This is a genomic window from [Clostridium] colinum, assembly GCF_940677205.1.
Classification (GTDB): domain Bacteria; phylum Bacillota; class Clostridia; order Lachnospirales; family CAG-274; genus Tyzzerella; species Tyzzerella colina.
Genome location: NZ_OW712331.1, coordinates 2,023,047 through 2,035,557, shown reverse-complemented (window position 1 = coordinate 2,035,557; position 12,511 = coordinate 2,023,047). Strand labels below are relative to the sequence as shown.

14 protein-coding genes are annotated in these 12,511 nt (G+C 23.9%); 11 read left to right on the top strand and 3 right to left on the bottom strand.

Annotated features, from left to right (window positions below; translation table 11 throughout):
• Positions 1–647: 647 nt before the first annotated feature.
• From NBW53_RS10025 to NBW53_RS09975, 11 genes are all read left to right on the top strand, one after another.
• Complete coding sequence (locus NBW53_RS10025) at positions 648–1,613, top strand: C39 family peptidase (RefSeq protein ID WP_250278094.1); 966 nt, start codon at positions 648–650, stop codon at positions 1,611–1,613.
• A gap of 19 nt (positions 1,614–1,632) precedes the next feature.
• Positions 1,633–2,991, top strand: coding sequence for a bifunctional UDP-N-acetylglucosamine diphosphorylase/glucosamine-1-phosphate N-acetyltransferase GlmU (gene glmU, locus NBW53_RS10020; RefSeq protein ID WP_250278093.1), 1,359 nt, complete (start codon positions 1,633–1,635; stop codon positions 2,989–2,991).
• Positions 2,992–3,486: 495 nt separating this feature from the next.
• Complete coding sequence (rpsF, locus tag NBW53_RS10015) at positions 3,487–3,774, top strand: 30S ribosomal protein S6 (RefSeq protein ID WP_250278092.1); 288 nt, start codon at positions 3,487–3,489, stop codon at positions 3,772–3,774.
• Positions 3,775–3,788: 14 nt separating this feature from the next.
• Positions 3,789–4,247: a single-stranded DNA-binding protein gene (locus NBW53_RS10010; protein ID WP_250278091.1), complete on the top strand. Its 459-nt coding sequence runs from the start codon at positions 3,789–3,791 to the stop codon at positions 4,245–4,247.
• A 35-nt stretch (positions 4,248–4,282) separates the two neighbouring features.
• Positions 4,283–4,513: a 30S ribosomal protein S18 gene (gene rpsR, locus NBW53_RS10005; RefSeq protein ID WP_250278090.1), complete on the top strand. Its 231-nt coding sequence runs from the start codon at positions 4,283–4,285 to the stop codon at positions 4,511–4,513.
• 196 nt (positions 4,514–4,709) lie between these two features.
• Positions 4,710–4,997 carry a late competence development ComFB family protein gene (locus tag NBW53_RS10000; RefSeq protein WP_250278089.1) on the top strand — a complete coding sequence of 96 codons (288 nt, stop codon included), beginning with the start codon at positions 4,710–4,712 and terminating at the stop codon, positions 4,995–4,997.
• Positions 4,990–5,505, top strand: a complete 516-nt coding sequence (locus tag NBW53_RS09995; protein ID WP_250278088.1) for a shikimate kinase — start codon at positions 4,990–4,992, stop codon at positions 5,503–5,505. The genes NBW53_RS10000 and NBW53_RS09995 overlap by 8 nt, the downstream gene beginning before the upstream one ends.
• 4 nt (positions 5,506–5,509) lie before the next feature.
• Positions 5,510–5,947 (top strand): type II 3-dehydroquinate dehydratase, encoded by a 438-nt coding sequence (gene aroQ, locus NBW53_RS09990; RefSeq protein ID WP_250278087.1) that lies wholly within the window; start codon positions 5,510–5,512, stop codon positions 5,945–5,947.
• 66 nt (positions 5,948–6,013) lie between these two features.
• Positions 6,014–6,574 (top strand): elongation factor P, encoded by a 561-nt coding sequence (gene efp / locus NBW53_RS09985; protein WP_250278086.1) that lies wholly within the window; start codon positions 6,014–6,016, stop codon positions 6,572–6,574.
• A 280-nt stretch (positions 6,575–6,854) separates the two neighbouring features.
• Positions 6,855–7,643, top strand: a complete 789-nt coding sequence (zupT, locus tag NBW53_RS09980) for a zinc transporter ZupT (RefSeq protein WP_330651658.1) — start codon at positions 6,855–6,857, stop codon at positions 7,641–7,643.
• A 109-nt stretch (positions 7,644–7,752) separates the two neighbouring features.
• The gene (locus NBW53_RS09975; protein ID WP_250278085.1) at positions 7,753–9,312 is read left to right on the top strand and encodes a glycoside hydrolase family 88 protein; all 1,560 of its coding nucleotides are present in this window, start codon (positions 7,753–7,755) and stop codon (positions 9,310–9,312) included.
• 420 nt (positions 9,313–9,732) lie between these two features.
• Here the strand turns inward: NBW53_RS09975 and NBW53_RS09970 are convergent, their stop codons facing one another.
• The 3 genes from NBW53_RS09970 to NBW53_RS09960 all read right to left on the bottom strand — a co-directional run bounded on the left by NBW53_RS09970 (position 9,733) and on the right by NBW53_RS09960 (position 12,266).
• Positions 9,733–9,897, bottom strand: coding sequence for a hypothetical protein (locus NBW53_RS09970; protein WP_250278084.1), 165 nt, complete (start codon positions 9,895–9,897; stop codon positions 9,733–9,735).
• A 195-nt stretch (positions 9,898–10,092) separates the two neighbouring features.
• On the bottom strand, positions 10,093–11,634 hold the full coding sequence (locus NBW53_RS09965) for a tetratricopeptide repeat protein (RefSeq protein WP_250278083.1): 1,542 nt from the start codon (positions 11,632–11,634) through the stop codon (positions 10,093–10,095).
• Positions 11,635–11,636: 2 nt separating this feature from the next.
• Complete coding sequence (locus NBW53_RS09960; RefSeq protein WP_250278082.1) at positions 11,637–12,266, bottom strand: regulatory protein RecX; 630 nt, start codon at positions 12,264–12,266, stop codon at positions 11,637–11,639.
• Positions 12,267–12,511 lie beyond the last annotated feature (245 nt).

Below are 12,511 nucleotides of genomic sequence, written 5' to 3'. Positions count from 1 at the left end.
TTTATACCTCCTATATAGGTTGTTTATTTAAAAAATTTTAAGAATATAATGATAAATATGTTTATATAAGTTATCAACATATGTTAACAACTTATATAAAATAGATAAAATCAACATATCTGGATAAATACATATAAACATAAAAATATTGTAAAATTAAGTAAAAAATAAAATTATTAAGTTATTATCAACATAGTTATCAACAATTTGTGGAAAAGTGTTAATAAACTATAAGTTATTAACAATATATATATAATAACAAAATTATTTTATATAATCAACATTTTTAGTTATAAACAATAAAAAAATTATAAACAGAATAAAAAATTTAAGATATAAACATATAAATAATAAATGATATAGTTAAAAAATGGGTATTGTTAAAAAGTTATAGACATATATAATAAAATAATGTAAAATTGTATATTGAAAAATAATAAATTGTATACCTATTATTAAATTGCAAATTATGGTTAATAATTAAATCATTTATTAAAGTAATAATATTTACAAAATAATATGTTATATAAAACATATTTAAAAATTTTTAATATATTTAGGGGGCATTTATTTTGCAAAAGAGTGAAAAAATAATAATAATTTTTTTGCTTATATGTATAGTTATAGTCAATATATTTATATTTTTTATGTATAAAATAAATAAAAATCTTAATAAAAATTTAGAAGATAAAATAGTATATGTAACAAAAACAGGAAAAATAGCTTATGAAGTTTATCAAAATGACAAACTAATAGATATATTTGACAGCTATGAAGAAGCTTTAGAATACGCTAAAAAATATGAAAATTCTTCAATTAAAAAATCTGGAGATTATAAATGGGTGTGGGATAGTAATCCGTCTTATGAGGTTTATCAAGGATATAATTTATTAAAAAAATTTGTAGACTATAAACAAGCTTTAGACTATGCTAAAAAATATGAAAATTCTACTATATTTTTTAGAAAAAGTAATTCATTTATATGGGAAAGCAACACAAAAGTACCTAATATGTATCAAATAGAGCGAGTTCCTTATTTAAATCAATATCCAGAGCTATTTAGAGGGTGCGAAGTTACAAGCCTTGCTATGCTTTTAAATTATAAAGGGATAAAAGTTGATAAAATGGAACTTGCAGACAAAATAAAAAAAGAGCCTTTTATATTTACTTTAAAAGATGGTAACCAATATAATGGTAATCCTCATAAAGGATTTGTTGGAGATATATATTCTAAAGAAAATTTGGGATATGGTGTTTATAATGAACCTATATATGAGATTTTTAAAGAATATGTTGGTGGTGAGGCCTTAAATTTAACTGGTGCAAATTTTCAAGATTTATATTATTATATAAGTAAAAATCGCCCCGTTTGGATTATAATAAATACAAGGTTTAAGCCTTTACCAGAACAAGAATTTGACTATTTAAACACAACTAGAGGCAATGTAAAAATGACATATAGAGAACATTCTGTATTAATAACTGGATATGACAATCAATATATATATTATAATGACCCAATGTATCCAGGTATGACACAAAAACAAAATAAAACAGATTTTATAAAAGCGTGGGAGCAAATGGGCAAACAAGCAATAACATATGTTCCTTAAATAAAAAAGAGGTGTAATAATGAGTAAATTAAAAGTTATAATATTAGCAGGTGGGCAAGGCACAAGAATGAAATCTAAAATACCAAAAGTTTTACACAAGGTATTAGATAGAACAATGATAGACTATGTTATAGAAGCATCAAACGATATTAATGCTGATGATATAATGGTTATAGTAGGGCACCAAAGTGCTATGGTAAAATCCGTTTTGGGCTCAGATATAAAATATGGTTATCAAAAAGAGCAACTTGGCACTGGACACGCAGTTATGCAAGCCTTAGATTTTATAGGTGATGATGAAAATATATTAATATTATATGGTGATACACCACTTATTAAAAAAGAAACTTTACAAAAGCTTGTTAAAATACACAATAAAGAAAGAAACTATGCAACAGTTATATCATCTTTTGTAGACAACCCAACAGGTTATGGAAGAATAGTTAGAGAAAATGGTATATTTAATAAAATTGTAGAACAAAAAGATACAAATGAAAAAGAAGCTAAAATAAATGAGGTAAACACAGGTGTTTATATTTTTAACTCTAATGCTTTAAAAACTGCGTTAAATAATCTTTCTAACAATAATTCTCAAAAAGAGTATTATCTTACAGATACTTTAGAGATTATTAAAAATACTGGCAATAAAGTTGGTATAATGGTGGCAGATGATAATGAAGAATTTTTGGGTGTAAACTCTAAATATGAGCTTGCAACGGCTATTAATGTTATGAAAAAAAGAATAAATAAATATCATATGGAAAATGGCATAACAATTGAAGACCCAAATAACACATATATAGGAAAAGATGTAAAAATAGGAGAAGATACAGTTATATTACCAGGTTGTATAATAGAAGGAAAAACAACTATTGGTAGTGATTGTATAATAGGTCCATATGCTAGAATAACTAGTACAGAAATAAAAGATTGCGTTAATATAGCACAATCTACTGTGTTAAGCTCTTTTATAAATAGCTATACAACAGTAGGTCCATATGCATATTTAAGACCTAATAGTAAAATAGGCGAACATGTAAAAATAGGAGATTTTGTAGAGATAAAAAATTCTACAATAGATGATAATACAAAAATATCTCACTTAACTTATGTAGGAGATTCTGATGTAGGTAAAAATGTAAATTTTGGTTGTGGGACAGTTACAGTTAATTATGATGGAAAACATAAACATAGAACTACTATACAAGATAATGCGTTTATAGGTTGTAATACAAATCTTATAGCACCAGTAGAGATTGGAAAAAATGCATCTACAGGAGCAGGATCTACAATAACAAAAAATGTACCAGAAAATGCTTTAGCTATATCTAGAGTAAAAGAACAAATAAATAAATTAGATTATAATACAAATAAATAGTTTTTAACTTAATATGAAATATTTTTAGATTTTGTATAAAAGGTATAATAACAAGATAAGTATTTACCTTAAATTATATAAAAAGCTAGATTTTTAAGTATTTTAGCCTGTATTTAATAAAATTAGCTTTTTATATAGTAAAAATATAAATAAATAATAAGATTATTATCGGTTATTGTATGAATAAAGCAAGGTTTTTTTGTGTAAATAAAACCTTGCTTTATAATGTGCAAAACCCCTTATATGATTTAACATAATAACTACTTTTTCTCATACGCTTCTATTTTATTTATAAAGTTTAGTTTGTCTTTATTTTGAGTTATTTTTAAATTAAAAAAATTATAATTTTAAATAATATTTTTGATATAGAGTAAAAATATTTATTTTAAGTTTATAAAATGCTTGCAATATTTTTTTGGGTGTGATATAATTTTAAATTGAAAAAATCCTTGTTCTCTATTATAGAGAGCCAAAGTCCAAAAGGAGGTGCAGATAATGAATAAATATGAATTAGCGGTTGTTGTTAAACCAACATTAGAAGAAGAAGTTCTTAAAGCAGAGTTTGAAAGCGTTCAAGATATTATCACTAAATTTGGTGGTACTATCGAGAAAGTTGATGATTGGGGCAAACGTAAACTTGCTTACGAAATTAAAAAATTCAACGAAGGTTTCTATAGTTTTATCACTTTTACAGCTAATAGCGAAACTCCAATTGAAATTGAGCGTCGTATGCGTATCAAAGAAAACGTACTTCGCTATTTAGTAGTTCGCCAAGAAGCGTAATGTGAGGTGTTTTTATGAACAAAGTTATAATATCTGGTAGGCTTACTAGAGACCCAGAGATTAGATATTCTCAAAGTGCAGAACCAATAGCAGTTACACGTTTTAGTGTAGCAGTTAATCGCCGTTTCAAAAGAGAGGGCGAGCCTGATGCAGATTTTATAAATTGCGTTGCTTTTGGTAAAATAGCAGAGTTTATCGGTAAATATTTTAAAAAAGGTAAAATGATAGGTATTGTTGGTAGCATAAGAACAAACTCTTGGACAGATAATAACGGACAAAAACGTATTTCAACAGATATAAATGTTGAAGAGGCAGAGTTTTTAGAAAGCAAATCTTCTTCTGAAGGATACCAACCAAACAATATGCCTACTGAGCCTAACAAAATGTTTGACAACTCACAAAATGATATTCAGGAAACAGATGAATTTTATAGTATAGAAACGGGTGTAGATGACGATAATCTGCCGTTTTAATACTTTCGTATTAAGTTTATAAAGGAGGTAAACCAATGGTTAACAAAAAACGTGGTAAAAGAAAAAAACGTGTTTGTGCTTTTTGTGCTGAAAAAGTAGATTTTGTTGATTACAAAGATACTGCTAAGCTTAAAAAATATATTTCTGAAAGAGGAAAAATATTACCTAGAAGAATAACTGGCAACTGTGCTAAACATCAAAGAGTTTTAACATTAGCTATTAAAAGAGCTAGACACGTTGCTTTACTTGCATATACACAAGATTAATATTTTTAAGGCTAGCTTATTTTTAAGCTAGCCTTAAAAATGTTTAAATTATATAAATATTTTATAAAAATAATTGTATATATTTCATATATTTCTAAAATTAGACTAATATTTTAATATAAGTACATTAAAATATTGTAAAATAAATTAAAATATGGTATAATATGTATATATTATTTGTAAAGGAGGTTTTCTTATGAAGACTCAAATGGAAGTAAAAAATTATATGGAGGAATTAGTTTGTAACCAATTAGAAGAAGTAATGAGAAAAAATAATTGTAGTTGTTTTTGTGATAGATGTAAAGCAGACATAATGGCAATTTCTCTTAATAATCTTCCAACGAAATATGTAGCAACAGAAAAAGGAATTTGCTATGCAAAACTTAGTTCATATGAAAATCAATGCCTTATAGATATTATTACAGCAATAACTAATGCTATAAAAATAGTAGAAAAACACCCAAGACATAAAGACAATGAATAGTAAAAATATTGTTTTAATAGGATTTATGGGTTGTGGTAAGACTACTATAGGTAAAGAGCTTGCCAAAAATTTTAATTTTTCTTTTATAGATACAGATTGTATAATACAACAACAAGAAAATAAATCTATACAAGATATTTTTGAAATATTTGGAGAAGAATATTTTAGAAACATAGAAAAACAGGTATATAATAAAGTTTCTAAAATGAAAAATTGTGTTATATCAACCGGTGGTGGAGTTATAAAAGATATAGAAAATATTATTAACCTTAAAAATAATGGGATTATAGTATATCTTAAAGCTTCTCCAGAAAAAATATATGAAAATATAAAAGATGATGATAAAAGACCATTATTAAAAAATAAAAATAAATTTAACACTATATGTGATTTATTGTATAAAAGAGAACCTTTATACAATAAATATGCAGATATAGTTTTTGATATAAATGATAAATCTCCATTTATATTGGCAAAAAATATAAAAAATACTATATTAAATAGGTGATTATATGAAAAATATAGTTGTTATAAATGGACCTAATCTTAACTTTTTAGGTATTAGACAAAAAGATATTTATGGTACAAAATCTTTAAAAGATATTGAAAAAGATATATTACAAAAAGCTAAAAATTTATCTTTTAATGTAAAATTTTTTACGTCTAATATAGAAGGAGAAATTATAAATTATTTACAAAAATGTTATTTTGATAAAATAGATGGTATAATAATAAATGCAGGAGCTTTTACGCATTATAGCTATGCTATTAGAGACGCCATCTCGTCTATAAATATACCTACCATAGAGGTACATATATCTAATATATATAACAGAGAGGAATTTAGGCAAAAATCTGTTTTAGCCTCTGTCTGTATAGGCCAAATTTCAGGATTTGAAGAAAATAGCTATATTTTGGCTTTAGATGCTTTTAAATATTATTTTACTTAAAATTATAATAAATTTTTTTAAAGTTGAAATAATAAACATAATATAACTTTAAGGAGGAAATTTTAAATGATTTCAGCTGGTGATTTTAGAAATGGTGTTACAATAGAATATGAGGGAGATATATTTGTTATATTAGAATTCCAACATGTTAAACCTGGTAAAGGGGCTGCTTTTGTTAGAACAAAAATTAAAAACCTTGTTACAGGTGCTGTTGTAGAAAAAACTTTTAGACCTACAGAAAAAATGGGTAGAGCACATATTGATAGAAAAGATATGAGCTATTTATACAATGATGGAGAGCTTTATCATTTTATGGATAATGAAAGCTATGAGCAAATAGCTGTTAATGCTTCAGAGGTTGGAGATACATTAAAATTTGTTAAAGAAAATGAAGTTGTAAAAGTTCTTTCTTATAACGGTAATGTTTTTGGTATTGAACCACCATTGTTTGTTGAGCTTGAAATTATAGAAACAGAGCCAGGCTTTAAAGGTGATACAGCAACTGGTGCTACAAAACCAGCCGTTGTAGAAACAGGTGTTTCTGTAAATGTTCCTTTATTCTTAGAACAAGGTGAAAAAATAAAAATAGATACTCGTACTGGTGAATATTTAGGTAGAGCTAACTAATATACAAAAAATTAAGAGACTGTCAATTTTATTGGCAGTCTCTTAATTTTTTGTATAAAAAAGCTTAAATATATTGTTGATAACTATATATATTTAAATATTTATTATTATTGTTAATAAAAACAAATAAAGTAAAAAAGTTACCAACAATATAAAATAATTAAATTTAAAAATGTGGACAAAATAAAAATGAATATAATGTGGATAAAATTTAGTTTGACAAAAAATATATATAATGTTAAACTTTTGTTAGTTAGCAGAAGCTAACAAAGGGGGTTATATTATAGAAACTTATTTTTTAGCATTTTTTTTAACATTAATAGCAGGCTTAAGCACAACTATAGGAAGCGTTATTGCATTTTTTGCAAAAACAACTAATAAAAAATTTTTATCCATTAGCTTGGGCTTTTCTGCCGGAGTTATGATATATGTATCTATGATAGAAATATTTTTTGAAGCAAAAGAAAAACTTATATTACAGTTAGGAGAAAAAAAAGGCTATTGGATAACAGTTATATCGTTTTTTTTAGGAATGTTAGTTATAGCTATTATAGATAAAATGATACCTTGTGAAGAAAACCCACACGAAGTGCCAAAAATAAATAAAGAAAATACCAAAAGTCTTAAACGTACAGGATTATTTACGGCTTTAGCAATAGCTATACACAACTTTCCAGAAGGAATAGCTACTTTTGTATCCGTTTTACAAGAACCTAAAATAGCTATACCTATTGTTGTTGCAATAGCTATACACAATATACCAGAAGGAATGGCGGTATCTATACCTATATATTATGCAACAGGGTCTAAGAAAAAGGCTTTTATATATTCATTTTTATCGGGCTTGTCTGAACCAATAGGAGCAATAATAGGATTTCTTATTTTAGTACCTATAATGAATGATATAGTTTTTGGTATAATATTTGCAATGGTTGGAGGTATTATGGTGTTTATATCTTTTGATGAGCTTTTACCTACGGCCAGAGAATATGGAGAGCATCACCTTTCTATTTATGGTTTAATATCTGGTATGATTGTTATGGCAATTAGCCTATTATTGTTTATATAAGTAATATTTATGTTACAATTACATTAAAAAAAACAAACTAATTGCAAATATTAAAAATAATGGTATAATAACTTGTAGAATTAATAAAAATATTGAGAGGTGTTAAATTTTGAAAAAATATATTATGCAGATTATGGAGTTTACTGTTGCCTTATCTGCTTTAACAACAAATGTTTATGCTAATAATATAAATAATACAGTTACAAATAATAATACTATTAATACAGCAAATCAAATAGTTAATGATATTCCTAAAGATGAAAACGGAAATCCTTTATCAGGCGAAGATTTAAAAATATATAATATAATAAAAGACGTACCAGTTTATACACCAACGAAGTTTACTCCTATTACTACTGAGACTACAAATGATGAACTTAATATTTTTACTAAAACAACAAAAACTGTATTTGAAAATAATGATACTTATTATATGAATAGAATGTATTTTAAAGAAAATAAACCAGAAAGATATAATGTTTCTATTCCTATAAAAGGAAATACAATAACAGTTAGATATGTAGACCCAGTTAAAAAACAATGGGTAAATACGTCTAATATGGCAAATTTAAAACATACTACATTATTTATAGATACAGATACTAATAGCTACATAGTTAGTGTACCAGGAGTTTATAAAAATATTTTTACAAATAATACTTTGACAATTGTTAGAGATAAAGAACAAATGATTAAAATTGTTAAAAAAGACGGTTACTTTGATTTACAAATGTCTTTTCCACAAGATAAATCATTAATAGGTGAATATTGGTATATGGAGTCTACAAAAAGATTAGTAGACTGGTCTACAATGAAGAGCTTTAATGAGCTTTTACCTCACGACCTTTCAGAAACTAGACGTTGGAGCTATGATGGATATTATTTCCAAACACCATCTAATTATAAGCCTGGTGGTAAAGACGTTTTATATAGACACCCTTCTAACTATACAGGAGCCTCTTTTGCTAAATATGCAATTAATCCATTATCTAAAAATCTTGGATATGTTATGACAGAAACTTGTATGAAAAATCAAAATCAAATGGGCTATTGGGAAACAGGACCTCAGTCAGATTGGCTATATACAGATTTTAAAATAGGTGCAGGTTTTTACGATACAAGATTTAATACAGACTTTGCTACAAGCTTATTATATGCATATCAAAATTATAATAATAAAAAGTTTTTAGCATCTGCTGTTAAATATGCTGAGTTTTTCTTAAACTTTGCCCAAACAGATAGCTATCCTACACAAAGTGGAGGTATATTAGTAGCAGATTATGGCTATCATAAAGCAAACCACGAAAAAACACATATATCTTTAAACCATCAATTAGCAGAAATGAACTTTTTGTATGAAATATATAATATAACTGGTGAAAAAAGATACTTAGAAACTGCAGATAAAATGTTACTTGGTATAGAAGATACAAGAAATCAATGGGTATTATTAGATAATAACTTAAATTATGCATTATATTATACAAAAAATACAAACAAAATGGAAGACTACCCGTATCTAACATATAATGACCTTTTTCAAACTAAAACATTATTAAAGAAAATATTTGATAAAAGTAATGATACTATTGAATTTTTAATGGCATCTAAAAAAATATGGATGGATAATAATAAAATTACTGGATATATGAAAGAAACAAATGAGTAATATTATAGTATAAAACTTTTATGTATTAAAAACTAGCTAAATATATATTTATATATTTAGCTAGTTTTTAATAATTTTTATAAAATTATTAAACTTCACTCAAAATTAGGGGGAAATGAGTGGTACAATTTAATTATTAACAGTTATAAAATTTTTATACATAAAATATATAAAATTTTAAATATTATTATATACTATCAGTATTTTATAATTTATAGCTTAAGGGGTTATATATTATATAATAATATAAAGAGGCTAAATTAATTTTATTCATTTGATTAAGCTTATGTAAAAGGAATATTTTTAGGTAATTTATTTTACTAAAAAATATAAAATAAAGGTTGTAGACAAAGTCTACAACCTAAGACTGAACATATTATTATAAATTTTAAATATTTAATAAATATATATTTTTAACTATTAAAATATATCCATTTTTGATACCATATTTCCAGCTTTATCTAACATTTTTTTGCCATCATTTGCCATTTTATTTCTCATTCTTTTATCTGTCATAGCATAAGCTAAGCCTATAGCACCTACCACACCAGACGTTATTAAACCGGCTGTTGTAATTTTTCTCATAGCTAATCCTCCTTTAAAAATATATCTAATTGTGTTATAATTATTAGCTATTTTATTATAATAAAATTTTAAACAGACGTTTATTTTATTTATAATAAAATATAAATTATAGGCTAATAATTTAATTAAAAAAATATAGGTATTTAACCTATACTTTTATTATGTTTAATATAAAAAAAAATATTAAGCCAATTTTTAGATATTATCTTTGTCTTCCTTATCTTCAGAAGAACTATTATTTTCGTCTAATTTATTTTCATTTTTTTGTTTTTCTTTTTCTATTTTGTTAATTTCTTTTTTTATACCGTCAAAAAGATTTTTTATACCATCAAAAATATCATCTCTAATATCTTGTTCTAAATCTTCTTCATATAAGTCTTGTTCTTTATAGCTATTAAATATTGCATTTAATTTTTTATCTTTATTTATTATATCTTCATCTATTTCTTTTGCTTTATTTATCATATCATCAAAAGTATCTATATCATTTATATTTTTATAATGATTGTAAACTTCATACAAATAAGATGATAAATCATTATGTATATATATTTTAGATAAAATTAGTAATGCTTTTTCATAAGATTTTTTAGGTAAATCAAAATCTACCATTTTAAAAAGTTTATTTGAGGCCTCTTGTTCTTTTTCCATATTATTAGTTTTTATAAATACATTTATAAGGTTTAATAAGGAATTAATATATTCTTCGTTATATATGCCTATAACATTTTCTTTTATTTTGTTTTCATTTTCATAATAAAATAAACTTTTTTCAAAATTTTCTAAAATATAGTATATATCCCCAACTCTTTTAAGATTACTAGCATAAAAAATATGTTTTTCTCCAACAGTTTCTTTTACAATATTTAATGATTTTAATTGTATTTTTAAAGCTTCTTCTGTTTTATCAATTTTTAAATATACCTCTGCAAGTTTTGACATTGCTTCAGCTAGATAAGGATGTTTATCTCCTAATTTTTGTTCTATAAGGTTACAAGATTTTTCATAACTTTTAATAGCTAAATCATATTTTTTCATTTTTGCATATACAGCTGATATATAATATATATTTGCAATATATTCTTCTGAATTTATACCAAATAAACCTTTTATAATATCTAAAGCTTGATTAAAGTATCCTATAGCTTCGTCATATCGTTCTAGTTTTTCATAGCTATAGCCTAAAAAATTTAAGTTATCTATAAAATCTATGTTTTTATCTTCTCTATAAGATAATTCTTCTAAAAAATGATATATAGCATGTTCATATTGTTCTTTATCATAATATGAACAGCCTATATTATGTAATATATTTATTGTTGTATTATCTACTTCTTTTAAACATTTTTTAGATAAAGATAAAGCTTTTTCAAAACATTTTAGAGAAAGATTTTGGTTTAAAGCACTTTTGCTATAGCAAATACCTAAGCTATTTTCTACATCTATAATAAATTTTATTTTTTCTATATCTTTATTATTTTCAACATCATAATCTTTTTTCTCTAATAGTTTTAATAATCTTTTATAGTATTTTATAGACAAGCTATATTTACCTAGATTTTGTTGTATATATGCTAAGTTATATAAGTCTGTACAAAATTCTATACTTTCTTTTTCTTCTTTTTGATATAGTTTAACAATATTTTCAGCTATTTCATAGCAAGCTAAAAAATCTTTTTCTTGAAAGTTTTTAAAAAAATCTTTTCTAAGTGAAGACCTTTTGTTTTTATTATCCATAGTTAAAAATCCTCCAACATATAATCAAATGCTTTATTTATACTATCATATGAAAATCCTCTTCTAGATAGATAAGCATATAAATTTTGCTTTTTTTTATAATCTAAATTTTCTATATTTAAATTTTTAATTTTTTTTAATAATAATTTTTTTGCTTTTTCTTCTTCATCTACGAAATTTTTATCGTATAAGTATTTTGTAAAAATTTCTTCATTAACACCTAACATTTTTAAATCATATTTTATTTTAAAAAGTCCATAACCTTTTAGGTTTAATTTATCTTTTATAAAAGCTTTAGCAAATTCTTCATCATTTATATAATTATATTTTTCTAATATATTTATTACTTTATTTATAACATTAGGTGGAAATTCTTCTTGTTGTAACTTTTTTATAACCTGATGTTTAGTTCTCATTTTATAAGATAGATATTTTAAAGCTCTATCTTTTGCGCTTTTTAGTAAAAGTTTATTTAAAATATATTCATATTTTTCCTTGTCTAAAGGTTCATTCTCTTTTAGTTTGTAATATAGTAAATCCATTTCATCTATTCCAAAAGCAAATTCGTTATTTATAAATATAGAATATCTTTTGTTATTATTTTTTTGTTTTTCTATTTTTGTTATTATCAAAATAATCACCTTTAATATTATAACATAAGTTTATAACAAAAATAAACAATTTTATTAAATATGTATATAATTATTTTGTATTTATATAATTTATATTTTTATTTTATGTTTAAATTAATTTTATTATAAATATTATTTAAAGTTACTTAAAAGTTAATTATATTGTAAAAAATATATATAAAAAGTCTTATTTTGTAAATTTTTCTTGTATTTTATAACAATTTTATATATAATGTTAATATAAA

Coding starts and splice junctions, on each gene's coding strand:
- NBW53_RS10025 (WP_250278094.1), top strand. CDS start 648: ATGTATAAAATAAATAAAAATCTTAATAAAAATTTAGAAGATAAAATA.
- glmU (WP_250278093.1), top strand. CDS start 1,633: ATGAGTAAATTAAAAGTTATAATATTAGCAGGTGGGCAAGGCACAAGA.
- rpsF (WP_250278092.1), top strand. CDS start 3,487: ATGAATAAATATGAATTAGCGGTTGTTGTTAAACCAACATTAGAAGAA.
- NBW53_RS10010 (WP_250278091.1), top strand. CDS start 3,789: ATGAACAAAGTTATAATATCTGGTAGGCTTACTAGAGACCCAGAGATT.
- rpsR (WP_250278090.1), top strand. CDS start 4,283: ATGGTTAACAAAAAACGTGGTAAAAGAAAAAAACGTGTTTGTGCTTTT.
- NBW53_RS10000 (WP_250278089.1), top strand. CDS start 4,710: ATGAAGACTCAAATGGAAGTAAAAAATTATATGGAGGAATTAGTTTGT.
- NBW53_RS09995 (WP_250278088.1), top strand. CDS start 4,990: ATGAATAGTAAAAATATTGTTTTAATAGGATTTATGGGTTGTGGTAAG.
- aroQ (WP_250278087.1), top strand. CDS start 5,510: ATGAAAAATATAGTTGTTATAAATGGACCTAATCTTAACTTTTTAGGT.
- efp (WP_250278086.1), top strand. CDS start 6,014: ATGATTTCAGCTGGTGATTTTAGAAATGGTGTTACAATAGAATATGAG.
- NBW53_RS09970 (WP_250278084.1), bottom strand. CDS start 9,897: ATGAGAAAAATTACAACAGCCGGTTTAATAACGTCTGGTGTGGTAGGT.
- NBW53_RS09965 (WP_250278083.1), bottom strand. CDS start 11,634: ATGGATAATAAAAACAAAAGGTCTTCACTTAGAAAAGATTTTTTTAAA.